The 21,653-nt window shown below is 71.0% G+C and carries 18 protein-coding genes and 3 tRNA genes; 16 read left to right on the forward strand and 5 right to left on the reverse strand.

The features are described 5' to 3' along the window. Positions 1-62 precede the first annotated feature (62 nt). The 8 genes from argC to argH are packed head-to-tail and all read left to right on the forward strand — an operon-like array spanning position 63 to position 8,407. Positions 63-1,076: an N-acetyl-gamma-glutamyl-phosphate reductase gene (gene argC, locus ACFFXY_RS07980; RefSeq protein WP_382348099.1), complete on the forward strand. Its 1,014-nt coding sequence runs from the start codon at positions 63-65 to the stop codon at positions 1,074-1,076. Then, complete coding sequence (gene argJ, locus ACFFXY_RS07985) at positions 1,073-2,227, forward strand: bifunctional glutamate N-acetyltransferase/amino-acid acetyltransferase ArgJ (RefSeq protein WP_382348102.1); 1,155 nt, start codon at positions 1,073-1,075, stop codon at positions 2,225-2,227. The genes argC and argJ overlap by 4 nt, the downstream gene beginning before the upstream one ends. After that, positions 2,224-3,126, forward strand: coding sequence for an acetylglutamate kinase (gene argB / locus ACFFXY_RS07990; protein ID WP_382348105.1), 903 nt, complete (start codon positions 2,224-2,226; stop codon positions 3,124-3,126). Before argJ ends, argB begins: the two co-directional genes overlap by 4 nt. Next, entirely contained in the window at positions 3,123-4,325 is a 1,203-nt protein-coding gene (locus tag ACFFXY_RS07995; RefSeq protein WP_382348108.1) for an acetylornithine transaminase, read from the forward strand. The genes argB and ACFFXY_RS07995 overlap by 4 nt, the downstream gene beginning before the upstream one ends. Further along, on the forward strand, positions 4,322-5,245 hold the full coding sequence (argF, locus tag ACFFXY_RS08000) for an ornithine carbamoyltransferase (RefSeq protein ID WP_382348111.1): 924 nt from the start codon (positions 4,322-4,324) through the stop codon (positions 5,243-5,245). The genes ACFFXY_RS07995 and argF overlap by 4 nt, the downstream gene beginning before the upstream one ends. Further along, positions 5,242-5,799, forward strand: coding sequence for an arginine repressor (locus ACFFXY_RS08005; RefSeq protein ID WP_382348114.1), 558 nt, complete (start codon positions 5,242-5,244; stop codon positions 5,797-5,799). The genes argF and ACFFXY_RS08005 overlap by 4 nt, the downstream gene beginning before the upstream one ends. Beyond that, entirely contained in the window at positions 5,796-7,007 is a 1,212-nt protein-coding gene (locus tag ACFFXY_RS08010; RefSeq protein ID WP_382348117.1) for an argininosuccinate synthase, read from the forward strand. Before ACFFXY_RS08005 ends, ACFFXY_RS08010 begins: the two co-directional genes overlap by 4 nt. Beyond that, positions 7,007-8,407: an argininosuccinate lyase gene (argH, locus tag ACFFXY_RS08015; protein WP_382348119.1), complete on the forward strand. Its 1,401-nt coding sequence runs from the start codon at positions 7,007-7,009 to the stop codon at positions 8,405-8,407. Before ACFFXY_RS08010 ends, argH begins: the two co-directional genes overlap by 1 nt. An 86-nt stretch (positions 8,408-8,493) precedes the next feature. On the opposite strand, the gene ACFFXY_RS08020 is transcribed toward argH, so the two are convergent. The 5 genes from ACFFXY_RS08020 to ACFFXY_RS08040 form a co-directional block, all read right to left on the reverse strand. Next, on the reverse strand, positions 8,494-9,027 hold the full coding sequence (locus ACFFXY_RS08020; RefSeq protein WP_382350572.1) for an HdeD family acid-resistance protein: 534 nt from the start codon (positions 9,025-9,027) through the stop codon (positions 8,494-8,496). Positions 9,028-9,154: 127 nt separating this feature from the next. Next, a complete protein-coding gene (locus tag ACFFXY_RS08025) occupies positions 9,155-11,269 on the reverse strand; it encodes an MMPL family transporter (protein ID WP_382348122.1) in 2,115 nt (704 codons plus the stop codon). A 107-nt stretch (positions 11,270-11,376) separates the two neighbouring features. Then, a complete protein-coding gene (locus ACFFXY_RS08030) occupies positions 11,377-12,048 on the reverse strand; it encodes a response regulator (protein ID WP_382350575.1) in 672 nt (223 codons plus the stop codon). Then, complete coding sequence (locus tag ACFFXY_RS08035) at positions 12,045-13,187, reverse strand: sensor histidine kinase (RefSeq protein ID WP_382348125.1); 1,143 nt, start codon at positions 13,185-13,187, stop codon at positions 12,045-12,047. The genes ACFFXY_RS08030 and ACFFXY_RS08035 overlap by 4 nt, the downstream gene beginning before the upstream one ends. A 106-nt stretch (positions 13,188-13,293) precedes the next feature. Next, on the reverse strand, positions 13,294-15,633 hold the full coding sequence (locus ACFFXY_RS08040; protein WP_382348128.1) for a Tex family protein: 2,340 nt from the start codon (positions 15,631-15,633) through the stop codon (positions 13,294-13,296). A gap of 134 nt (positions 15,634-15,767) precedes the next feature. Here ACFFXY_RS08040 and ACFFXY_RS08045 point away from each other — a divergent pair. From ACFFXY_RS08045 to ACFFXY_RS08080, 8 genes are all read left to right on the forward strand, one after another. Next, positions 15,768-15,840 (forward strand) — tRNA-Gly (locus ACFFXY_RS08045). Between the two features lie 24 nt (positions 15,841-15,864). Continuing rightward, positions 15,865-15,936: transfer RNA gene (locus tag ACFFXY_RS08050), tRNA-Val, on the forward strand. A 49-nt stretch (positions 15,937-15,985) separates the two neighbouring features. Further along, positions 15,986-16,059: transfer RNA gene (locus tag ACFFXY_RS08055), tRNA-Cys, on the forward strand. Between the two features lie 285 nt (positions 16,060-16,344). Continuing rightward, the gene (locus ACFFXY_RS08060; RefSeq protein ID WP_382348131.1) at positions 16,345-18,024 is read left to right on the forward strand and encodes an ABC transporter substrate-binding protein; all 1,680 of its coding nucleotides are present in this window, start codon (positions 16,345-16,347) and stop codon (positions 18,022-18,024) included. Between the two features lie 49 nt (positions 18,025-18,073). Beyond that, positions 18,074-19,048 carry an ABC transporter permease gene (locus tag ACFFXY_RS08065; protein ID WP_382348133.1) on the forward strand — a complete coding sequence of 325 codons (975 nt, stop codon included), beginning with the start codon at positions 18,074-18,076 and terminating at the stop codon, positions 19,046-19,048. A 23-nt stretch (positions 19,049-19,071) separates the two neighbouring features. After that, the gene (locus ACFFXY_RS08070; RefSeq protein WP_382350578.1) at positions 19,072-19,968 is read left to right on the forward strand and encodes a carbohydrate ABC transporter permease; all 897 of its coding nucleotides are present in this window, start codon (positions 19,072-19,074) and stop codon (positions 19,966-19,968) included. Then, positions 19,968-20,657, forward strand: coding sequence for a glycosyl transferase (locus ACFFXY_RS08075; RefSeq protein ID WP_382348136.1), 690 nt, complete (start codon positions 19,968-19,970; stop codon positions 20,655-20,657). The genes ACFFXY_RS08070 and ACFFXY_RS08075 overlap by 1 nt, the downstream gene beginning before the upstream one ends. 294 nt (positions 20,658-20,951) lie before the next feature. After that, positions 20,952-21,593, forward strand: coding sequence for a DUF624 domain-containing protein (locus tag ACFFXY_RS08080; RefSeq protein WP_382348139.1), 642 nt, complete (start codon positions 20,952-20,954; stop codon positions 21,591-21,593). The last annotated feature ends 60 nt before the right edge of the window (positions 21,594-21,653 follow it).

Genomic DNA, 21,653 nt, shown 5'->3' on the forward strand with positions numbered 1-21,653 from the left:
TTCACGCCTCCTCTGAATGCTGATACAGTTCTCTGCATAGTCATTCAAGACGGAGGTTTCCAGTGACGTTCAAGGTCGCCGTGGCGGGAGCCAGCGGCTACGCGGGAGGCGAGGTGCTCCGGCTGCTGGCCGACCACCCGCAGCTCGACGTCGTCGCCGCGGGCGCGCACAGCAACGCCGGTGAGTACATCACCGCAGTCCACCCCCACCTCTCCGCGTACGGCGACCGACGTTTCACCCCGACGACCCCGGAGGCCTTCGCCGACGCGGACCTCGTCGTCATGACCCTCCCGCACGGCCAGTCCGCCGCGCTCGCCGCGCAGCTCCCCGCCGGGCAGAAGATCGTGGACCTCGGCGCCGACCACCGGCTCGAAGACGCCGCGGCCTGGGAGTCCTATTACTCCGGCCCGCACGCCGGGACCTGGACCTACGGCCTCCCCGAACTCCCCGGCCAGCGCGAGCGGATCGCCGCGGCCGACCGGGTCGCCGCGACCGGCTGCTACGCCGTCGCCACCATCCTGGCGCTGCGACCGCTCCTGGACGCCGGGATCGCCTCGGCCGAGGACGTCGTGGTCGTGGCCGCCTCCGGGACGTCCGGGGCCGGGAACGCCCCGAAGAAGAACCTCCTCGCGTCCGAGGTCATGGGCGCGATCAGCCCGTACAAGGTCGGCGCGCACCAGCACGTCCCCGAGATCAAGCAGGCCAGCGGGGCCGTCTCGCTCTCGATGACGCCGCTGCTCGCCCCGATGCCGCGGGGCATCCTCTCCACGGTCACCGCCAAGCCCCTCGCCGACGTCTCGGCGGCAGACGTGCGGGAGGCCCTGACCAAGGCGTACGCGGGGGAGCACTTCGTGCGGGTCCTGCGCGAAGGCCAGTGGCCCTCCACCGCGGCCGTCTACGGCACCAACGCGGTCCTGCTCCAGGGCGGCGCCGACAAGGACTCCGGGCGGATCATCGTGACCGCCGCGATCGACAACCTCGGCAAGGGCGCGGCCGCGCAGGTCGTGCAGTGCGCGAACCTCATGCTCGGCCTCGACGAGGCCGCCGGGCTCACCGTGAACGGAGTGGCGCCGTGACCATCACGACTCCCAAGGGCTTCAAGGCATCCGGCGTCACGGCCGGGCTCAAGGCCTCCGGCAGGCCCGACATGGCCCTGGTCGTCAACGAGGGCCCGCTCCAGGTCGCGGCGGGCCGGTTCACCGGCAACCGCGTCAAGGCCGCCCCGGTCAAGTGGTCGCAGCAGGTGCTCACCACCGGCGCGCTCAAGGCCGTGGTCCTCAACTCCGGCGGCGCGAACGCGTGCACCGGTCCCGAGGGCTTCCAGGACACGCACGCCACCGCCGAGAAGACCGCCGAGGTCCTCGGCTGCGGCGCGGTCGAGGTCGCGGTCTGCTCGACCGGGCTCATCGGCGAGCGGCTCCCCATGGACAAGCTCCTGCCGGGCGTCGAGGCCGCCGCGGGCGCGCTCGCCGCCGACGGCGGCCCCCAGGCCGCCACGGCGATCATGACCACCGACACCGTCGCGAAGAACGCCGTCGTCGCCAGCCCCGCGGGCTGGAGCGTCGGCGGGATCGCCAAGGGCGCGGGGATGCTCGCGCCGGGCCTGGCGACGATGCTCGTCGTGCTCACCACCGACGCCGTCGTGGACGCGCCGCTCGCCGACGCCGCGCTGGGCACCGCGTGCCGGTACTCGTTCGACCGGCTCGACTCCGACGGGTCGATGTCCACGAATGACACCGTGCTCCTGCTCGCCTCGGGCGCCTCCGGCGTCGAGGCCGCCGCAGACGAGTTCATCTCGGCGCTCACCGAGCTGTGCAAGGACCTCGCGCACCAGCTGCTCTCGGACGCCGAGGGCTCCACGAAGGACGTCGCGATCACCGTCTCCGGCGCGGTGACCGAGGACGACGCGGTCGAGGTGGCCCGGATCGTCGCCCGCGACAGCCTCGTCAAGACCGCCCTGTTCGGCTCGGACCCGAACTGGGGCCGCATCCTCGCCGCCGTCGGCACCGCGAAGGCGCCGTTCGACGCCGACGCGGTCGACGTGGCCGTCAACGGCGTGTGGATCTGCAAGGCCGGCGCCGCCGGCGAGCCGCGCGACCTGGTGGACCTCAAGGGCCGCGAGGTGGCGATCGACATCGAGCTCCACGAGGGCGCCGCGTCGGCCACGATCTGGACCAACGACCTGTCCCACGACTACGTCCACGAGAACTCGGCGTACAGCACATGACGGACATCAGCGAACTCGCCCCGCACCTCCAAGCGGCCCTTGGCAAAGCCGAGACGCTCATCGAGGCGCTCCCGTGGCTCCAGCGGTTCACCGGCTCGATCGTGGTCGTCAAGTACGGCGGCAACGCCATGATCAACCCCGAGCTCCAGGCCGCGTTCGCCGCGGACATGGTGTTCCTGCACTACGTCGGCATCAAGCCGGTCGTCGTCCACGGCGGCGGGCCCCAGATCTCCGCGATGCTGAAGAAGCTCGACATCGCCTCCGAGTTCAAGGGCGGCCTGCGGGTCACCACCCCCGAGGCCGCCGACGTGGTCCGGATGGTCCTGGTCGGCCAGGTCGGCCGGGAGCTGGTGGGCCTCATCAACAACCACGGCCCGTTCGCGGTCGGCATGTCCGGCGAGGACGCGCAGCTGTTCACCGCGAAGCGCCGCTGGGCCGACGTGGACGGCGAGCAGGTCGACGTGGGCCGGGTCGGCGACGTCGCGTCGGTGAACACCGCCGCGATCGACGACCTCATCGCCGCCGGGCGCATCCCCGTGGTCTCCACGGTCGCGCTCGACCACGACGGCATCCTCTACAACCTGAACGCCGACACGGCCGCCGCGGCGCTCGCGGAGGCGCTCGGCGCGCAGAAGCTCATCGTCCTCACCGACGTCGAGGGGCTCTACGAGGACTGGCCGGACAAGGACTCGCTGCTGCGGCAGATCTCCACCGACCGGCTCGCCGAGATCCTCCCGTCGCTCCAGGCGGGCATGGTCCCGAAGATGGAGGCGTGCCTGCGCGCCGTCAAGGGCGGCGTGCCGCAGGCGCACGTCATCGACGGGCGGGTCCCGCACTCGACCCTGCTGGAGATCTTCACGACCGACGGCGTCGGCACGATGGTGATGGAGGAGCAGTGAGCTACTTGGAGCAGATCAAGGCCCGGTACGCCAAGGCGCTCATGGGCAACTACGGCCTCCCGCCCGTCGCGATCCGCGAGGGCTCGGGCACCGCCGTGACCGACGTGGACGGCAACGCCTACCTCGACATGATCGGCGGCATCGCCGTCTCCAGCCTGGGGCACAACCACCCCGCGCTCGTGGAGGCGATCAGCGGCCAGGCCGCGCGGCTCGCGCACACCTCGAACCTCTTCCTGCACGAGAAGGAGGTCGAGCTCGCCGAGAAGCTCCTCGACCTGTGGGGCAACCCCGGCCGGGTGTTCCTGTGCAACTCCGGGACCGAGGCCAACGAGGCCGCGCTCAAGCTCGCGATCCTCCACGGCAACGCCACCGGCAAGGCCAAGATCGTCGCCACCGAGCACGGCTTCCACGGCCGCAGCCTCGGCGCGCTCTCGATCACCGGGAAGGCCGCGATCCGCGAGCCGTTCGGGCCCTTCGCCCGCGAGGTCGTGTTCGTGCCCTACGGCGACGCCGACGCCCTCAAGGCCGCCGTGGACGACACCGTCGCCGCCGTGTTCCTCGAACCCACCCAGGGCGAGACCGGCGTGGTCCCCGCGCCCGGCGGATACCTCAAGGCCGCAAGGGAACTCACCGCCGCGAGCAACGCGCTGCTCATCCTCGACGAGATCCAGTCCGGGTTCGGGCGCACCGGTGCCTGGTTCGCCCACCACGCCGAAGGCATCGTCCCCGACGCCGTGACCCTCGCGAAGGGCCTCGGCGGCGGCGTCCCGATCGGCGCGGTCCTCGCCACCGAGGCCGCCGCCGCGCTCCTGACCCCCGGGACGCACGGCTCCACGTTCGGCGGCAACCCGATCGCGTGCGCGGCGTCCCTCGCCGTCATCGACACGATCGAGCGCGACCACCTCTTCGACAACGTGCTCGCCCTCGGCGCGCACCTCGAAGCGCGGCTCCTCGCCGACCCCCGGGTCACCGAGGTCCGCGGCCAGGCCCTGTGGCGCGGCATCAACCTCACCGAGCCCGTCGCCGCCGACGTCGTGCGCCACCTCATCGGCCTCGGCGTCCTCGCCAACGCCCCCCGGCCCGACACGATCCGGATCGCGCCCCCGCTGACGGTCTCCCGGACGGAGATCGACCTGTTCTGCGACAAGCTCATCGCAGTCCTCGACGCCCTCACCCCCGCACCCGGAGGACGACCGTGACCCTCAAGCACTTCCTTAAAGACGACGACCTCACCACCGCCCAGCAGGCCGAGGTCCTCGACCTGGCCGCGAAGCTCAAGGCCGACCGCTACGCCTACCCGGCCCTGAAGGGCCCCAAGTCCGTCGCGGTCGTCTTCGAGAAGCCCTCCACCCGAACCCGGCTGTCCTTCGACGTCGGCATCGCCGAACTCGGCGGCCACTCCGTCGTCCTCGACGCCCAGTCCACCCAGCTCGGCCGCGGCGAGTCCATCGCCGACACCGCCAGGGTCCTCTCCCGGTACGTCAGCGCGATCGTCATCCGCACCTTCGGCGACGACCGGATCGCCGAGCTCGCCGAGCACGCCGCCGTCCCGGTCGTCAACGCGCTCACCGACGGCTGGCACCCCTGCCAGCTCCTCGCCGACCTCCAGACCATCGCCGAGCACAAGCCCCTCAAGGGCACGAGCATCGCCTACGTCGGCGACGCCGCGTTCAACATGGGCAACTCCACCGTGATCGCCTCCTCCCTCGCGGGCATGCACGTGCGCATCGGCGCCCCCGCGGGCTACCAGCCCGCCGACGAGGTCCTGGAGCGCGCCGCCCAGATCAACGCGGCCACCGGCGGCTCGGTCACCGTCACCGCCGACCCCGTCGAAGCCGTCACCGGCGCCGACGTCGTCTCCACCGACGCGTGGATCTCCATGGGCATGGACGACAGCGCCCGCCGCTTCGCCGACCTCGGCCGCTACCAGCTCAACTCGCAGCTTCTCGCGCACGCCGCCGACGACGCGATCGTCCTCCACTGCCTCCCGGCCCACCGCGGCCAGGAGATCACCGACGACGTCATCGACGGCCCCCAGTCGCGGGTCTTCGACCAGGCCGAGAACCGGCTCCACGCCCAGAAGGCCCTCCTCGCGTGGCTCCTCAAGGAGTCCTCATGAACCAGCCGACCACCAAGGCCGCACGCCAGGCGCGCATCGTCGGGCACATCTCGAACGGCGCCGTCCGCTCCCAGACCGAACTCGCCGCGCTCCTCGCCGCCGACGGCATCGAGGCCACCCAGGCCACGCTCTCGCGCGACCTCGAAGAGCTCGGCGCCGTCAAGGTCCGCGGCACCGACGGCGGCTCCGCCGTCTACTCGATCTTCGCGGAAGGCGAACGGCCCCTCCGCGACGCCGAGGCGGCCCCCGACCGGCTCCAGCGCCTCCTGCGCGAACTGCTCGTCGGCGCCGACCACTCGTCGAACATGGCCGTCCTGCGGGTCCCGCCCGGCGCCGCCCAGTACCTCGCCTCGGCGATCGACCGCTCCGGCCTCGCCGACGTCATCGGCACCATCGCCGGAGACGACACGATCGCCGTCATCGCCCGCGACGGCGTCACCGGCAGGCACGTCGCCGACCAGATGCTCAACTGGGCCGGCCAGGGCCCGGACCCGTACCACGCCAACACCATCGACGCCATGCACTTTAAAGGAAGCAAGGAGAACCAGAAATGACCGAGAAGGTAGTGCTCGCCTACTCCGGCGGCCTCGACACGTCCGTCGCGATCCCGTACCTGGCCGAGCAGCTCGACGCCGAAGTGATCGCCGTGGCCATCGACGTCGGCCAGAACGGCGAGGACATGGACGTCATCAAGCAGCGGGCCCTCGGCTGCGGCGCCGTCGCCGCCGAGATCGTGGACGCGCGCGAGGAGTTCGCCGCCGACTACTGCTTCCCCGCCGTGGCCGCCAACGCCCTCTACATGGACCGCTACCCGCTCGTCTCCGCGCTCTCCCGGCCGCTCATCGTGAAGCACCTCGTGGCCGCCGCCGAGAAGCACGGCGCCACGATCGTCTCCCACGGCTGCACCGGCAAGGGCAACGACCAGGTCCGCTTCGAGGCCGGCCTCGCCGCCCTCGCCCCGCACCTCAAGGTCGTCGCGCCCGCCCGCGACTTCGCCTGGACCCGCGACAAGGCCATCGCGTTCGCCGAGTCCAAGAACCTCCCGATCGACGTCACCAAGAAGTCCCCGTACTCGATCGACCAGAACCTGTGGGGCCGCGCCGTCGAGACCGGCTTCCTTGAGGACATCTGGAACGGCCCCATCGAGGACATCTACGACTACACGCAGAACCCGGCCGAGGAGCGCGAGCCCGACGAGGTCGTCATCACCTTCGTCTCCGGCAAGCCCGTCGCCCTCGACGGCGTCGAGAAGACCGCCTACCAGCTCATCAAGGAGCTCAACGAGCGCGCCGGCGCCCAGGGCATCGGCCGGATCGACATGGTCGAGGACCGGCTCGTCGGCATCAAGTCCCGCGAGGTCTACGAGTCCCCGGCCGGCATCACCCTGATCGCCGCCCACATGGAACTCGAAAACGTCACCATCGAGCGCGAGCAGGCCCGGTTCAAGCGCACCGTCGACCAGCGCTGGGGCGAACTCGTCTACGACGGCCTCTGGTTCTCCCCGCTCAAGCAGAGCCTGGAGACCTTCGTCAACGACGTCCAGACCTACGTCACCGGCGAGGTCCGGCTGACCCTCCACGCGGGCAAGGCCACCGTCACCGGCCGCCGCTCCGAGACCAGCCTCTACGACTTCGACCTCGCCACCTACGACGAGGGCGACGCGTTCGACCAGTCCAACGCGCGCGGCTTCGTCGAGCTGTGGAGCCTCCCGGCCAAGCTCGCCGCCGCCCGGAACGAGCGGATCAAGGCCGAGGCCGAGTAATGGCGAAACTGTGGGGAGGCCGCTTCACCGGCGGCCCCGCCGCGGCCCTCGAAGCGCTCAACGCCTCGATCGGGTTCGACTGGCGGCTCGCACCGTACGACCTCAAGGCCTCGAAAGCCCATGCGCGCGTGCTGGGCCGCGCCGGGCTCCTCACCGCCGACGAGCTGTCGCAGATGCTGTCCGCCCTGGACTCGCTCGGCGCGGACGTCGCGAACGGGACCTTCACCGGGACCGTCGCGGACGAGGACGTGCACACCGCGCTCGAACGCGGCCTGGTGGAGCGCCTCGGCGACCTCGGCGGCAAGCTCCGCGCCGGACGCAGCCGCAACGACCAGATCGCCACCGACCTGCGCCTCTACTGCCGCGACCACGCCCGCGGACTCGCCGCGGACGTCACCGCGCTCGTGGATGCGCTGGCCGGTCAGGCCGCGGGCCTCGTGGACGCGCCCGCGCCGGGCATGACGCACCTCCAGCACGCGCAGCCGGTGACCCTCGGGCACCAGCTCCTCGCGCACGCCCAGGGACTCCTGCGGGACCTGGACCGCCTGCGCGACTGGGACAAGCGCGCCGCGGTGTCCCCGCTGGGCGCGGGCGCGCTCTCGGGCTCGTCGCTGCCGCTCGACCCGGTCGCCGTGGCCGAGGAGCTCGGCTTCGACGCGCCCGTCGCGAACTCCATGGACGGCGTCTCCGACCGCGACTTCGCGGCCGAGCTGCTGTTCGTCTGCTCGATGATCGGCGTCCACCTCTCCCGCCTGGGGGAGGAGGTCATCCTCTGGTCGAGCCAGGAGTTCGGCTGGGTGACCCTGGACGACGCGTTCTCCACGGGCTCGTCGATCATGCCGCAGAAGAAGAACCCGGACGTCGCCGAACTCGCCCGCGGCAAGTCGGGGCGCCTCGTCGGCAACCTGACCGCCCTGCTGGTGACGCTCAAGGGCCTGCCGTTCACGTACAACAAGGACCTCCAGGAGGACAAGGAGCCGGTCTTCGACTCCCTGGACAACCTGGCGCTCCTGCTGCCCGCCGTGACCGGCATGGTCGCGACCATGACCTTCAACGTCGAGGTCCCGCGGGCCTCGGCCCCGAAGGGGTTCAGCCTCGCCACGGAGATCGCGGACTGGCTGGTGCGCAAGGGCATCCCGTTCCGCTCCGCGCACGAGATCGCGGGCGCCTGCGTCGCCCACTGCGAGGCCCGCGGCATCGAGCTGCACGAGATCGCCGACGCGGACTTCGCGTCGATCTCCCCGCACCTCGACCCGTCGGTCAAAGCCGTCCTCGACGTGGACGGCGCGCTCGCGGGCCGCACCACGCCCGGCTCGACCGGCCCGAAGGCCGTCGCCGACCAGCTCGCCCAGGTCCGCGACCAGATCGCGTCCTGGCAGGACTGGTCAGCGACCACATAGGACAAATCCTGTATCGTATATCCTATAGGATATAGGGTCCGCGTTCGCGGCCCGCGCTTCGGCGCGGGCCGCTTCGCATACGCCGGTCAGATCTCCTTGGAGAGGCGGCGCAGCCGCACGCTCGTGATGACCGTGAGCAGGCCCCAGACGATCGCGAAGAACCCGATCGTCACGACCAGCGCGATGGCGCCCTCGCCGGGCTTGGCGAGGAGCAGGATGCCCAGGACGATCCCGGCGAGGCCGGAGAGGATGAACAGCCAGCGCCCGCCCGCGTCGCCGGTGAGGCCGAAGCCGTTGACGAGCGAGCCGATGCCGGTGACGATGGCCCAGAACGCGATCACGTACAGCAGCGCGAGCGCGGAGATGCCCGGCCACACGAGCGCGATGAGGCCCGCGATGACGCCGAGGACGCCCATGAAGATGAGGAAGCCGCGGCCGGTGTGCCGCCGGAAGCCCATGACGATCGCGGTGACGCCGTCCACGAGCGCGTAGGCGCCGAACAGGATCACGAGCGCGAGGAGCGTGATGCCGGGCCAGAAGACCGCGAGCGCGCCGAACACGATCGTGAAGATGCCGCGCACCAGGACCCATGCCCAGTTCTTGGCGAGCAGTTCCAGCATGCCGTCCACCCCGTTCCACCTGCGATAACGCCTGTACCTGCCACGCTAGCCCTCACCGGGGCCGAACGCGCGGTTTCCGCACGAAAACGGGCCCCGGCGCAGCGCCGGGGCCCTGCGCTCCCTGTTCCTAGACCCGTGCGGGCTCGGGGGCCGCCTCGCGCTCGGGCTCGACGGTGACGTGCGGCAGGGCCCGGTCGAGCCACTTCGGCATCCACCACGCCGAGCGCCCGAGGACCTTCATGATCGCGGGCACCAGGAGCACCCGGATCACGAACGCGTCGAGGAAGATCGCCGCGGCCATGCCGACGCCGAACTGCTGGAGCATCCGCGACTCGCTGAACACGAACGCCCCGAACACGGCGATCATGATCGCGGCCGCCGCGGTCACGACCCCGCCCGTGGAGGCGAGGCCCTTGCGGACCGCCTCGCGGGCGTCGCCGCCGCGGACCCATTCCTCTCTCATGCGGGACATGAGGAACACCTCGTAGTCCATCGACAGCCCGAAGATAATCGCAAAGGACATGACCGGCACGAACGCCTCGATCGGGCCCGGTTCGGCGCCGAGGGCCCCGTCCTGGAACATCCACGTGACGAGCCCGAGGCTCGCGCCGATGGTGAGCAGGTTGAGGATCGCGGCCTTGACCGGGATGAGGACCGACCGGAACACGACCATGAGCAGGAGCATGGAGAGGCCGACGACGAGGATCAGGAACAGCGGCGCGCGCTGCTCGATGATGTCGCTGAAGTCGATCGCGGCCGCGGTCGCGCCGCCGACGTACTGGTCGCCCGCCACCGCGTCGAGGTCCCCGCGTAGCTCGTGGACGAGGTCCACGGTGGCCTCGTCGCTGGGCCCGCCGGTGCCGAACACGGTGGACATCCACAGGTCCTCGCCGATGGGGAACGCCGGGGTCGCGTACTCGACCGCATCGAGCCCCGCGACGGCGTCGTAGGCCGCCGAAGCCTCCGCCTCGGTCCCGTCCGTGACGACCAGGAGCGGCCCGTTGAAGCCCTTCCCGAAGCCGTCGGCGAGCATGTCGTACGCCTGGCGGCTCTGGAGATCCTCCGACTCGGTGCCCGCGTCGGCGAAGCCGAGCCGGATGCCCGCCAGCGGCGCCGAGAGCGCGACGAGGCCGACGGTGACGAGCACGATCGCGAGCCACGCCTGTTGCTCCACGAGCCGCGACCACGCGTTCCAGCGCCGCCCCGGGGCGCCCTTGGCCTTCGCCGCGTGCCTGCGCACCCGCTTCTCGATCCGCTTGCCGAACATGGCGAGCAGCGCGGGCAGCAGCGTCACGGACGCGAGCATGGTCACCAGCACCACGAGGGCCACGGCGATCGAGACCGACTGGAGCGCACCGAGTCCGAGCGCGTACAGGCCGATGAGCGCCACGATGACGACCGACCCGGCGAACAGGACGGACCGGCCCGCGGTGTCCAGGGCGGTCGCGGCGGCGTCGCGCCTGGCCGCGCCGCCGAGGAGCTCGGAGCGGAAGCGCGCGAAGATCAGCAGCGCGTAGTCGATGCCGACGCCGAGGCCCACGAGGAACAGGATGGGCGTCAGGTACGTCGGGAGGGTCGTCACGTGGGACACGAGCTGCGCGAGGCCGAACGTGGTCCCCACGGCGAACACGGCGGTGATGAGCGGCAGGCTCGCGGCCAGGAACGACCCGAACATGAGCACCAGGACCACCAGCGCCGCGAGGATGCCGACGCCTTCGGCGGCCCCGCCGCCGCCCTCCTCGGCCTCGCGGACCGGGTCGCCGCCGAGCGCGACGCGCAGGCCGTCCCCGGCCGCGTCCTCGGCCAGCGGCAGCAGGTCCGCGGCCTGCTCGGCGGTCCCGTCGAACGCGGCGGTCGCGTACCCGACCGTGCCGTCCCCGCTGATCGCGCCGGGCTCGGCGTACGGGTCGGTGACGGCCCCGACGCCGGGCATCGCGGCGAGGTCGCGGAGGAGCGCGTTGACGCGGTCCTGCTCGGCCGCAACGGAGTCGGCGGCGAAGACGACCTGCACCGTGACCGGGTCCGCGTCGGGGGCGCGGTCGGCGAGGAGGTCGGAAAGCTCCTGGGACTCGGTCCCGGGCATCGAGAAGTCGTCGTCGAACGCCGAGCCGGCGGCCATGGCGGCGCCGATCGCAGCGGCGAACACGAGGACCCAGGCGAACAGCGCGACGAGCGGGCGGCGCTGGGTCCAGTCGGACAGGCGGGTCATGCGCGAGCGGGCGGGGGAGGGATCTGCTTCCATGCGGCGACTATCGCCGCGGCGGGCCCCGCGGCGCATCGTCCCGGCAGCGGCATTCGCGCTACCCCCGCGGGATCAGGCCCCCGCGGGCCCGTACCACCCCGGTAGCATCACTGCCCGTCGGTCCACGTGGGACGGACGAGCCCGGCCTCGTACGCGGTCACCACCAGCTGCGCCCGGTCGCGCGCCGTCAGCTTCGACATGATGCGGCTGACGTGCGTCTTCGCCGTCGCGGGCGACAGGAACAGGGCCCCGGCGATCTCGTCGTTGCTCATGCCCGTCGCCACCAGCTTGAGGACCTCGGTCTCCCGCTCGGTCAGCGCGCCGAGCTTCGAGCTCGGCTCGGGCCGCGCCACGCGCCCCGCGAACTCGGCGATGAGCCGCCGCGTCACCTTCGGGGAGATGAGCGCCTCGCCCGCCGCGACCACCCGGATGGCGTGGACCAGCTCGTCGGGGTCGGTGTCCTTGACGAGGAACCCGCTCGCGCCCGCGCGCAGCGCGCGGTACACGTAGTCGTCCTCGTCGAACGTCGTCAGGATCACGACCTTGACGCCGTCGAGCTTCGCGTCCCGCCCGATCCGCTCGGTCGCCTCCAGGCCGTCCATGCGCGGCATCCGGATGTCCATGAGCACCACGTCGGGACGCTTGGAGCGCACCAGCTCCAGGGCCTCCGCGCCGTCGCCGGCCTCGGCGACGATCTCCAGGTCCTCCTCGTCGCCGAGGATCGACGCGAACCCGGCGCGCACCAGCCGCTGGTCGTCGACGAGCATCACCCGGATCACTTCGGCACCTCCAACGGCCACGCGGCCTCCACGGTGAAGCCGCCGTCCTCGCGCGGCCCCGCGTCGAAGGTACCGCCGAGGCCCTCCGCGCGCTCGCGCATCCCCGCCAGTCCGTTCCCGGCCCGGTTCGCGCCCTTGGCATCCCCGACGCCGTCGTCGGCGACGCTGATCGCCAGCGTCGAGGTCCCGATGACGACGTTCACCTGCACCCGCGAGGCGCGCGCGTGCCGCAGCACGTTCGTCAGCGACTCCTGCACCACCCGGTACGCCGCCGCGTCCACGGCCACCGGCACCTCCGCGGTCCCGTCCACGCGCAGGTCCACCTCCAGGCCCGACGCCCGCGCGGCCTCCGCCAGCGCCGGGAGCTGCCCGATGCTCGGGCCCGGCCCGGTCGGCGCGTCCTCCCCGGCCTCGCGCAGCACCCCGACCATCGCGCGCAGCTCCCGCAGCGACATGCGGCTGGTCTCGGCCACGACCTCCAGGACCTCCCCGGTCGCGAACGCGGGGTCCTTGCGCTGCTTGCGCAGTGCGGCCGTGGCCTGCACGTTGATGAGCGACAGGTGGTGCCCGACGGCGTCGTGCAGGTCCCGCGCGATCCGGATGCGCTCCTCGGCCACCGACCGGCGCCGTGTCTCCTCCAGGGCCACGAGCGTCTCGGCCCGGTACCGCCTGTGGTGCGCCACGACCGCGCCGATCGCGGGGACCGCGATGATCCAGCCCGAGAGCATGAACGTCTCGCTGGCGGTCATGTGCGCGAAGTCCGCGAGGATCTCCGAGACCACGACGATCGCGAACGTGCTCGCCGCGATCACCGACGCCGCAACCAGGCGCCCCAACGCCGCGAGCGTGTACAGCGACACCACGAACGCCGAGAGCATCGGCCCGTCCGTGGAGGACGCCGGGTAGTACACCAGCGTCGCCGCCCACGTCACGAGCGTGACCGTGAGCGGGTACGGGGTCCGGAAGAACAGCGCCACGATCGAGACGCCCATCATCGCCCACGCCAGGCCCTCGTTGAGCCCCTGCGTGTCGGTGATCCGCAGCTCCCACTGCACGAACGACCAGGTGAGCACGACGACCGCGTTCACGGCCCCCGCGACGAGGTCGCCGGGCCGGAACAGTGCAGCGGGTGGTTTCACAGGGCCAACTCTAGGCCCTGGCGCGCAGGGGGAACGGCGGTCGGGCGGGCCGGACGAGCGCCGTTCCGCGGGGGAGCGCCCGGCCTCCGCCGGGCGCTCCCGCCGTCTACTTCGTCAGGCCCGCGCGGCGCAGGGCCTCGGCCATCGCGCTCTCGGGCGCGGCCTGGCGGCCCCCGCCCTGGCGCGGCTGCTGGCGTCCGCCGCCCTTGCCGCCCTTCTGGTTCCGGTCCCCGCCGCCGCCCTGGCGGCGCTGGCCCTGGCCGCCGCCGGCCTCGGGCTCGTCCTCCAGGCGCATGGTCAGCGAGATGCGCTGGCGCTGGAGGTCCACGGACAGGACCTTGACCTTGACGACGTCGCCGGGCTTGACGATCTCGCGCGGGTCCTCCACGAACCGGTTGGCGAGCGCCGAGATGTGCACGAGGCCGTCCTGGTGGACGCCGATGTCGACGAACGCGCCGAACGCGGCGACGTTCGTCACGGCCCCTTCGAGGAGCATCCCGGGCTTGAGGTCGGCGACCTTCTCGACGCCCTCCTTGAACGCGGCGGCCTTGAACTCGGGCCGCGGGTCGCGGCCGGGCTTCTCCAGCTCGGCGAGGATGTCGGTCACCGTGGGGACGCCGAAGCGGTCGTCGGCGAAGTCCCCGGGCTTGAGTTTGCGCAAGGTCTTCGCGTCGCCGACGATCCCGGCGACCGAGGCGCCGGTGGCCGCGATGATCCGCTCGACCACCGGGTACGCCTCGGGGTGGACGGCGGAGACGTCGAGCGGGTTGTCCCCGCCCGGCACCCGCAGGAACCCGGCGGCCTGCTCGAACGCCTTGGGGCCCAGGCGGGGCACGCTGAGCAGGCCCTTGCGGTCGGCGAAGCGCCCGTGCTCGTCGCGGTAGGCCACGATGTTCGCGGCGACGGACTCGCTCAGGCCCGACACCTGGGACAGGAGCGGCACGGAGGCGGTGTTCAGGTCCACGCCGACGGCGTTCACGGCGTCCTCCACGACCGCTTCGAGCGAGCGCGTGAGCTTGGACTCGGTGAGGTCGTGCTGGTACTGGCCGACGCCGATGTGCTTGGGCTCGATCTTGACGAGCTCGGCGAGCGGGTCCTGGAGGCGGCGGGCGATCGAGACGGCGCCGCGCAGCGACACGTCCATGCCCGGGAGCTCCTTGGTGGCGTAGGCCGAGGCCGAGTAGATCGAGGCGCCCGCCTCGGAGACGACGATCTTGGCGATCTCCGCGGTGCCCGCGAACGCCTTGACGAGGTCGGCGGCGAGCCGGTCGGTCTCGCGGGAGGCGGTGCCGTTGCCGATGGCGATGAGCTGCACGCCGTGCTTCTTGACGAGCGCGCCGAGCACGGCGAGGGAGTCGTCCCAGCGGTTCTGCGGCTGGTGCGGGTAGATCGCGGTGGCGTCGAGGACCTTCCCGGTGGCGTCGACCACGGCGACCTTGACGCCGGTGCGGTAGCCCGGGTCCAGGCCGAGGACGGCCTTCGGCCCGGCCGGGGCGGCGAGGAGCAGGTCCTTGAGGTTCGCGGCGAAGACGCGCACGGCCTCGTCCTCGGCCTGCTGCCACAGGCGCATCCGCAGGTCCACGCCGAGCTTGACGAGGATGCGGGTGCGCCAGGCCCACGAGACGGTCTTGGCGAGCCACGGGTCGGCGGGCCGCCCGGAGTCCCTGATCCCGAACTTCGCGGCGATCACGGCCTCGCAGTCGACCCCGTCGGTCTCGGCCTCGCCGGGTTCGAGCGCGAGCGAGAGCACCTCTTCCTTCTCGCCGCGGAACAGCGCGAGCACGCGGTGGGAGGGGAGGGTGGTGAACGTCTCGGCGAAGTCGAAGTAGTCGGAGAACTTCGCGCCCTTCTCCTCGGCCCCGTCGCGGACCTTCGCGACCACGCGTCCCTTGCGCCACATGCGCTCTCGCAGGTCGCCGATGAGGTCGGCGTCCTCGGAGAACCGCTCGGTGAGGATCGCGCGGGCGCCCGCGAGCGCGGCGGCCGCGTCGGCGACCTCCTTCTCGGGGTTGAGGAACGCCGCGGCGGCGGTCTCCGGGTCCTGTGAGGGATCACTCAGCAGGAGTTCGGCGAGGGGCTCCAGGCCGGCCTCGCGGGCGATCTGGGCCTTGGTGCGGCGCTTGACCTTGAAGGGCGCGTAGAGGTCTTCGAGCCGCGCCTTCGTGTCGGCCGCGTCGATCTGCGCCGCCAGCGCCTCGGTGAGTTTGCCCTGCTCACCGATCGATTCGAGCACCGCCTTGCGCCGCGCCTCCAGCTCCCGCAGGTATCCGAGGCGCTCTTCGAGGGAGCGGAGCTGCTCGTCGTCGAGGCCCCCGGTGGCCTCCTTGCGGTACCGGGCGATGAACGGGACGGTGGAGCCGTCGTCGAGGAGCGCGACGGCCGAGCGGACTTGGTGGGCGCCGACCGAGAGTTCTTCGGCGATGCGTTGATCGATAGCTTGAGCCACGGGAGGATTCTGCCAGAGCGCTGCGACAACGCCGGGGCGAGCCGCACGACCCGACCCCCCGGTGGACGGTCTCCGACCCGTTGGGTAAAGTTCTATCCCGTCGCCGGGGGAACGGAAAAACTCCTGGAAGACATGCGGACGTAGCGCAGTTGGTAGCGCGACACCTTGCCAAGGTGTAGGTCGCCGGTTCGATCCCGGTCGTCCGCTCGGAGCTCGAAAGAGCGCTATCCCGGACGATTAGCTCAGCGGGAGAGCACTCCCCTGACACGGGAGAGGTCACTGGTTCAATCCCAGTATCGTCCACCGAAGTGAAAGGCCCAGGTTCGCAAGGCCTGGGTCTTTTCCACATCAGGGTGGGTTGTCCGAGCGGTTAGGTAACGGCCTGCAAAGCCGTGCACACGGGTTCGAATCCCGTACCCACCTCCATCGAATGAACATCGAGGAACGAAGCCCGGGCGACCGGGCTTTTTCCTTGCCCTCCTTCTTGTGCATCAATTCCGTATACCCCCATTCTCTTTCGTCCTCTGGAAGCCCGTTTTGGGGCCGTTGCCCGGCACGCGCTTGCGGCTCGGCGCGGAGATTTATTGACATCACTGCCCGTCGGAATTAAGCTCTGGAAATTACCGGTAAAGGTTCCGAAAGTTTCGGTCGAAGTCGTCGTGTGATCGTGCGCATTCGGGCGGAACCGGGCCGATCTCAAGGAGGAGACACATGTCGGACGTGTACGGGCGAACGCCCTTCAAGGCGACCCGCCGCGGGCTCATCGGGTTCTCGGTGGCCGCCACGGGCGCGATGGCGCTCGCGGCGTGCAGCGACGACGGCGACAGCGAGGTGGACATCGACGCCCAGTCCAAGGGCGCGATGGACGACTTCAAGGCCGACACGCAGTTCACCGCGACCGAGCCGTTCACCCTGTCGCTGCTGTGGACGGAGTGGCCGGATCTGCCGGTGACCGATTCCTGGACGTTCTTCTCGGAGATCGAGAAGCGCACCAACGTCAAGTTCGAGCTGACCACCATCCCCTTCAGCGACGCGGTCGAGAAGCGCAGTCTGCTGCTCAGCGCGGGCGACGCCCCCTCGGTCATCCCGCTGGTGTACACCGGCGAGGAGGACTCGTTCGTGTCCTCGGGCGCCATCGTCCCGATGAGCGACTACATCGAGCACATGCCGAACTTCCAGAAGTACGTGGAGGAGTGGGACCTCGGCGGCATGATCGACAACCTCAAGCAGGCCGACGGCAAGTACTACATGCTGCCGGGCCTCCAGGAGGTCTCGGTCCCCGTGTTCACGCTCGTGGTCCGCAAGGACGTCTTCGAGACCGTCGCCGGGGGCATCCCCGAGACCTGGGACGAGATGCGCGAAGCCCTCGTCAAGATCAAGGCCGCCTACCCCGACTCCTCGCCCCTGGCTGACGGGTTCGAGGCGGCCTCCATGCTCAACTACGCCTCGCACGGCTTCGGCGCGCAGGCCGGCTGGGGCTTCGGCGACGGCATGATGGACGACGGCAACGGCGGCCTCCAGTACACCGCCGTGTCCGAGGGCTACAAGCAGATGGTCGAGTACTTCCGCGGCCTCGTCGCCGACGGCCTGCTCGACACCGACTCCCTCACCGCGGCCAACGACGGCTCCGGCGGCGGGAGCGTGGCGGAGAAGTTCGCCAACGAGCTCGTCTTCGCCGCGTCCGGCTCCAGCGGCACCGCGATCGAGTTCGCGCAGGCGCTGGACGCGACGGTCGGCCCCGGCAACTACGAGGTCCTCCAGATCGCCCCGCCCGGCGGCCCCGCCGGGCAGATCGTGGAGCCCCGGAACTTCTGGAACGGCTTCATGCTCAACGCCGAGGCCGCCGAGTCCGAGTACTTCCTCGCGACCCTCCAGTTCCTCGACTGGCTCTACTACAGCCCCGACGCCCGCGAGCTCATCCGCTGGGGCGTCCTCGACGAGACCTACACGAAGGACGCCGACGGCAAGATCACCCTCAAGCCGGAGTTCTCCCTCGACGCCTACAACATCAACCCGGGCGCGGCCACGGACATCCAGGCCGACCTCGGCTGGTCCAACGCCGTGTTCGCCGACTCGACCGAGGCCCGCGCCCTCAAGGAGTCCTACAACACGCCCACGTTCGTCGAGTACATCGACTCCGTGCTCTCCACGCGCACCCCGCGCGACCCCAACCCGCCCGCGCCCCTCGACGAGATGGAGCTGGAGCAGGCCTCGCTCCTGGCCACCCCGCTGAAGGACACCGTGGACACCAACACCCTGCGCTTCATCATGGGCGAGCGCGACATCGCCGAGTGGGACGACTACGTCGCCGAGCTCGAAGCCCAGGGCCTCCAGCAGTACGTCGACCTCGTCAACGGGGCCCGGACCCGCTTCGAGGAGGAGAACTCCTGATCCGCCCGCCGGGGCCGCACCGGCCCCGGCGCCGATCGGAGGTGCACGCATGACCCTCACCAGCACCGAGCGGCCGGCCCCCGCGCCCGCCGCCCCTCCACCGCCGCGGCGCCGCAAGCGCCGCCAGACCTGGCGCGAGGCCTTCCGCCGCGACTGGCAGCTCTACAGCCTCGCGCTCCTGCCCCTGATCTTCTTCGCGATCTTCAAGTACGGCCCCATGGTCGGCAACGTCATCGCGTTCCGGAGGTTCCGCCCCGGCGGGAGCATCTTCGGCGACGAGTGGGTCGGGTTCCGCTACATCGAGATGTTCATCAACGACCCGTCGTTCTGGCACGTCTTCACGAACACCGCGATCCTCGGCGGCCTGACCCTGGTGGTCTGCTTCCCGCTGCCGATCGTCCTGGCGCTGCTGCTCAACGAGGTCCGCAAGCGGCACTTCAAGAAGATCGTGCAGTCGATCTCCTACCTGCCGCACTTCCTGTCGGTCGTCATCGTCGTCGGCATGCTCATGCAACTGCTCTCCTTGCAGGGCACCGTCAACCAGATCATCGGCGCGTTCGGCGGCGAGGGCATCCCCTTCCTCCAGCGCCCCGAGTGGTTCCGCACCGTCTACGTCGGCTCCGAGGTGTGGCAGACCGTCGGGTGGGGCACGATCCTCTACCTCGCGGCCCTCACCTCCGTGGACGACTCCCTCTACGAGGCCGCGCGCATCGACGGCGCCGGCCGGTGGCGCCAGACCTGGCACGTGACCCTCCCGGGCATCCGCCCGACGATGATCACGCTGCTCATCCTCAACATCGGGACGTTCCTCAACGTCGGGTTCGAGAAGGTCCTGCTCCTGTACAACCCGCTGACCTACCAGACGGCCGACGTCATCTCGACGTACCTGTACCGGGTCGGCCTGGTGTCGAACAATCTCAGTTATGCGGCGGCGATCGGCCTGTTCCAGGCCCTGATCGGCCTCGTGATGGTGCTCTCCGCGAACCTGATCTCGCGGCGGACGGTGGGGACGAGCCTGTGGTGACGACGAGAATCGACCCCGAACGCGTGCTCCGCGGCCCCAGCCGCGGCGCCGAGACCCGCGGGACCCGCGCCTTCGGCGCGGTCAACGCCGTCTTCCTGGTCCTCCTGTGCCTCGTGATGCTCTACCCGTTCGTCACGGTGCTCGCCCAGTCGTTCTCCTCGCCCGGCGCCATCAACGCCGGCCAGGTGTCGTTCTGGCCCGTCGGCTTCAACACCGACACGTACGCCGCGGTCATGCAGAACGAGACGTTCTGGCGCAACTACGGCAACTCCGTGCTGTACACCGTCGTGGGCACCGCGATCGCCATGGTCCTCACCACCAGCTACGCGTTCGTGATCTCCAAGCCGCACCTCAAGGGCCGCAAGGCCCTCATCGGCATCGCCGTGTTCACGATGTTCTTCAACGGCGGCCTGGTCCCCAACTACGTGCTCATCTCCTCCCTCGGGATGAAGAACACCATGTGGGCGATCGTCCTGCCCGGCGCGATCTCGGTCTTCAACCTGCTGGTCATGAAGTCCTTCTTCGAGAACCTCCCCAAGGAGCTCGAAGAGGCCGCGCAGATCGACGGCCTCGGCTGGTACGGGATCTTCGGGCGCATCGTGCTGCCGCTGTCGAAGGCCGTCATCGCCACGATGGTGCTGTTCTACTCGGTCGCGTTCTGGAACGACTGGTTCGCCGCGTTCCTGTACCTCGACAAGAGCGAGCTGTTCCCCGTGACCCTGTTCCTGCGCAACCTCATCGCGGGCGCCTCCACCTCCGCGTCCGAAGGGGCCGCCGCGGCCGGGACCACGACCGCCCTGGTGTCCTCCAACATCCAGGCGGTCACCATGATCCTCACCGTGATCCCGATCCTGTGCGTCTACCCGTTCGTGCAGCGCTACTTCGTCACGGGCGTCATGCTGGGATCGGTGAAGGGGTGATGGCGATGCGCACCGACGCCGACGAAGTGGGACCCGGGACGCTCTCCCGGGCCACCGCCGCGGTCTACCGGTACCTCGTCCTCGGCGCGTTCCTCGCGCTCGCGGGGCTCCCCACCGTGGCGCTGTGGACGCTCCTCGCGCCCGAGGCCGGGAACGCCGTCCTGTTCACCGCCGCGCTCCTGCCCGTCGCGCCCGCCCTCTCGGCGGCCCTGTACGCGCAGCGCGCCTGGGCCGCCGAGCCGGACCTGAGCCCGGCCCGGCCGCTCCTGAGGGGCCTGCGCCTGAACCTGCGCGACACCCTCGCGTGGTGGGTCCCGGTGCTCGCGCTGACCGCGGTCCTGGCCGTGAACGTCCTCTTCGGGGGGACCGTGCCCGGCGGGGCGGTCCTGCGCCCGGCCGCCGCGGTCCTGCTCGTCGCGCTCGCGGTCTGGTCGGGCCACATGCTCACCGTGACGTCGTTCTTCTCGTTCCGCTTCCGCGACGTGCTGCGCGTGGCCGCCGCCGAGTTCTTCCTCTCCTGGAAGACCTCCCTGGGCATCCTCGCGCTCCTCGTGATCGCGGCCGCGGTCGTCGTCACCGGCTCCGAGGCCGTGCTCCTGCTCGCCGGGTGGGCGCTCGCCGCGGGCCTGTGGCTCGTCGTCCGCCCCGCCATGGACGACGTGACCGCGCGGTTCACCAAGCAGCCCTAGGAATCCGGGAACGGGCGGGAGGCAGCGCCTCCCGCCCGTTCCTCGTCTCCTCCGGCCGGTCCGGGCCGCGGTTGAACCGATTCAAGGCCGACGCGGCGAAGACCCCTCCACAGTGGTCCGTTTCGGGGCCTTGCGGGCGATACCTGCGCAGTGTTGACGCGGAGTTGATCGTTAACTATTGTGTCTATCACGTTTGAATCCTTTCAAATCTGTGTAACGGCCGCGCCTCCCTGACGCGGCACCCCTCGCCGGGCCCCTCGCCCGGACGCATCGACGGAGATGTGGAGTACGCGCATGACGACACTGGACACCCCTCGCGGTCCGGCGGCGCCCGGCGGTTCGCGGACCGAGCGCTGGCACGGCCGGCTCGACGCGATCGCCTACGTCGGCGCGCTCAACCTCTTGGTGATCGCCTCCACCCTCGCGGGCGGCGTCGTCCTCGGCTGGGCCCCGGCGCTCGCCGCGGCGACCGCGTGCAGCCGCACCCGCCTGCGCGGCGACTCCCAGCACCTCGTGCGCGCCTTCGCCTCCCAGTGGCGCGGCCGGTTCGTCCACGCCAACCTCCTCGCGGCCCCCTCGGCGCTCGCGATCGCCGCCCTCGGATGGAACCTCGCCGCCGCCGAGCCCCTCTGGCTGCGGGCCGCGCTCGCCGCCGCCCTCGCCCTCGCCGTCGCGCACCTGCTCCTCGCCCTCGCGATGGACGCCCACTACGAGCTGCGCCGCGGCCGGTGCCTGCGCCTGGCCTGGGAGTTCCTGCTCCGCTTCCCCGGCGCGCCGCTCCTCCTCGCCGCCACGACCGCGCTCGTCGGGGCCGTCACCGCGCTCGTCCCCGGGCTCCTGCCGGTGCTGTCGGTCGGCGTGTGGATCCACCTGTGCACCGCGCTGTGCCTCTCCTTCTTCGCCGCGAACGACCGGAGCCTGCCGGGCGCGGCCTGACGTCCCGCCGGCGCCGCCGGCCGGACCGCAACCGAAATCCCCTTCCGAAAGGACGACCCC

This window comes from Glycomyces mayteni (genome assembly GCF_042428885.1).
GTDB classification, from domain to species: domain Bacteria; phylum Actinomycetota; class Actinomycetes; order Mycobacteriales; family Micromonosporaceae; genus Glycomyces; species Glycomyces mayteni.

Excerpts from the sequence above, each read along its gene's own strand:
- ACFFXY_RS08020 (WP_382350572.1), bottom strand. The coding sequence starts at position 9,027 with ATGCTGGAACTGCTCGCCAAGAACTGGGCATGGGTCCTGGTGCGCGGC.
- ACFFXY_RS08005 (WP_382348114.1), top strand. The coding sequence starts at position 5,242 with ATGAACCAGCCGACCACCAAGGCCGCACGCCAGGCGCGCATCGTCGGG.
- ACFFXY_RS08075 (WP_382348136.1), top strand. The coding sequence starts at position 19,968 with ATGGCGATGCGCACCGACGCCGACGAAGTGGGACCCGGGACGCTCTCC.
- ACFFXY_RS08025 (WP_382348122.1), bottom strand. The coding sequence starts at position 11,269 with ATGGAAGCAGATCCCTCCCCCGCCCGCTCGCGCATGACCCGCCTGTCC.
- argH (WP_382348119.1), top strand. The coding sequence starts at position 7,007 with ATGGCGAAACTGTGGGGAGGCCGCTTCACCGGCGGCCCCGCCGCGGCC.
- argB (WP_382348105.1), top strand. The coding sequence starts at position 2,224 with ATGACGGACATCAGCGAACTCGCCCCGCACCTCCAAGCGGCCCTTGGC.
- ACFFXY_RS08080 (WP_382348139.1), top strand. The coding sequence starts at position 20,952 with ATGACGACACTGGACACCCCTCGCGGTCCGGCGGCGCCCGGCGGTTCG.
- ACFFXY_RS08010 (WP_382348117.1), top strand. The coding sequence starts at position 5,796 with ATGACCGAGAAGGTAGTGCTCGCCTACTCCGGCGGCCTCGACACGTCC.
- ACFFXY_RS08060 (WP_382348131.1), top strand. The coding sequence starts at position 16,345 with ATGTCGGACGTGTACGGGCGAACGCCCTTCAAGGCGACCCGCCGCGGG.
- ACFFXY_RS08065 (WP_382348133.1), top strand. The coding sequence starts at position 18,074 with ATGACCCTCACCAGCACCGAGCGGCCGGCCCCCGCGCCCGCCGCCCCT.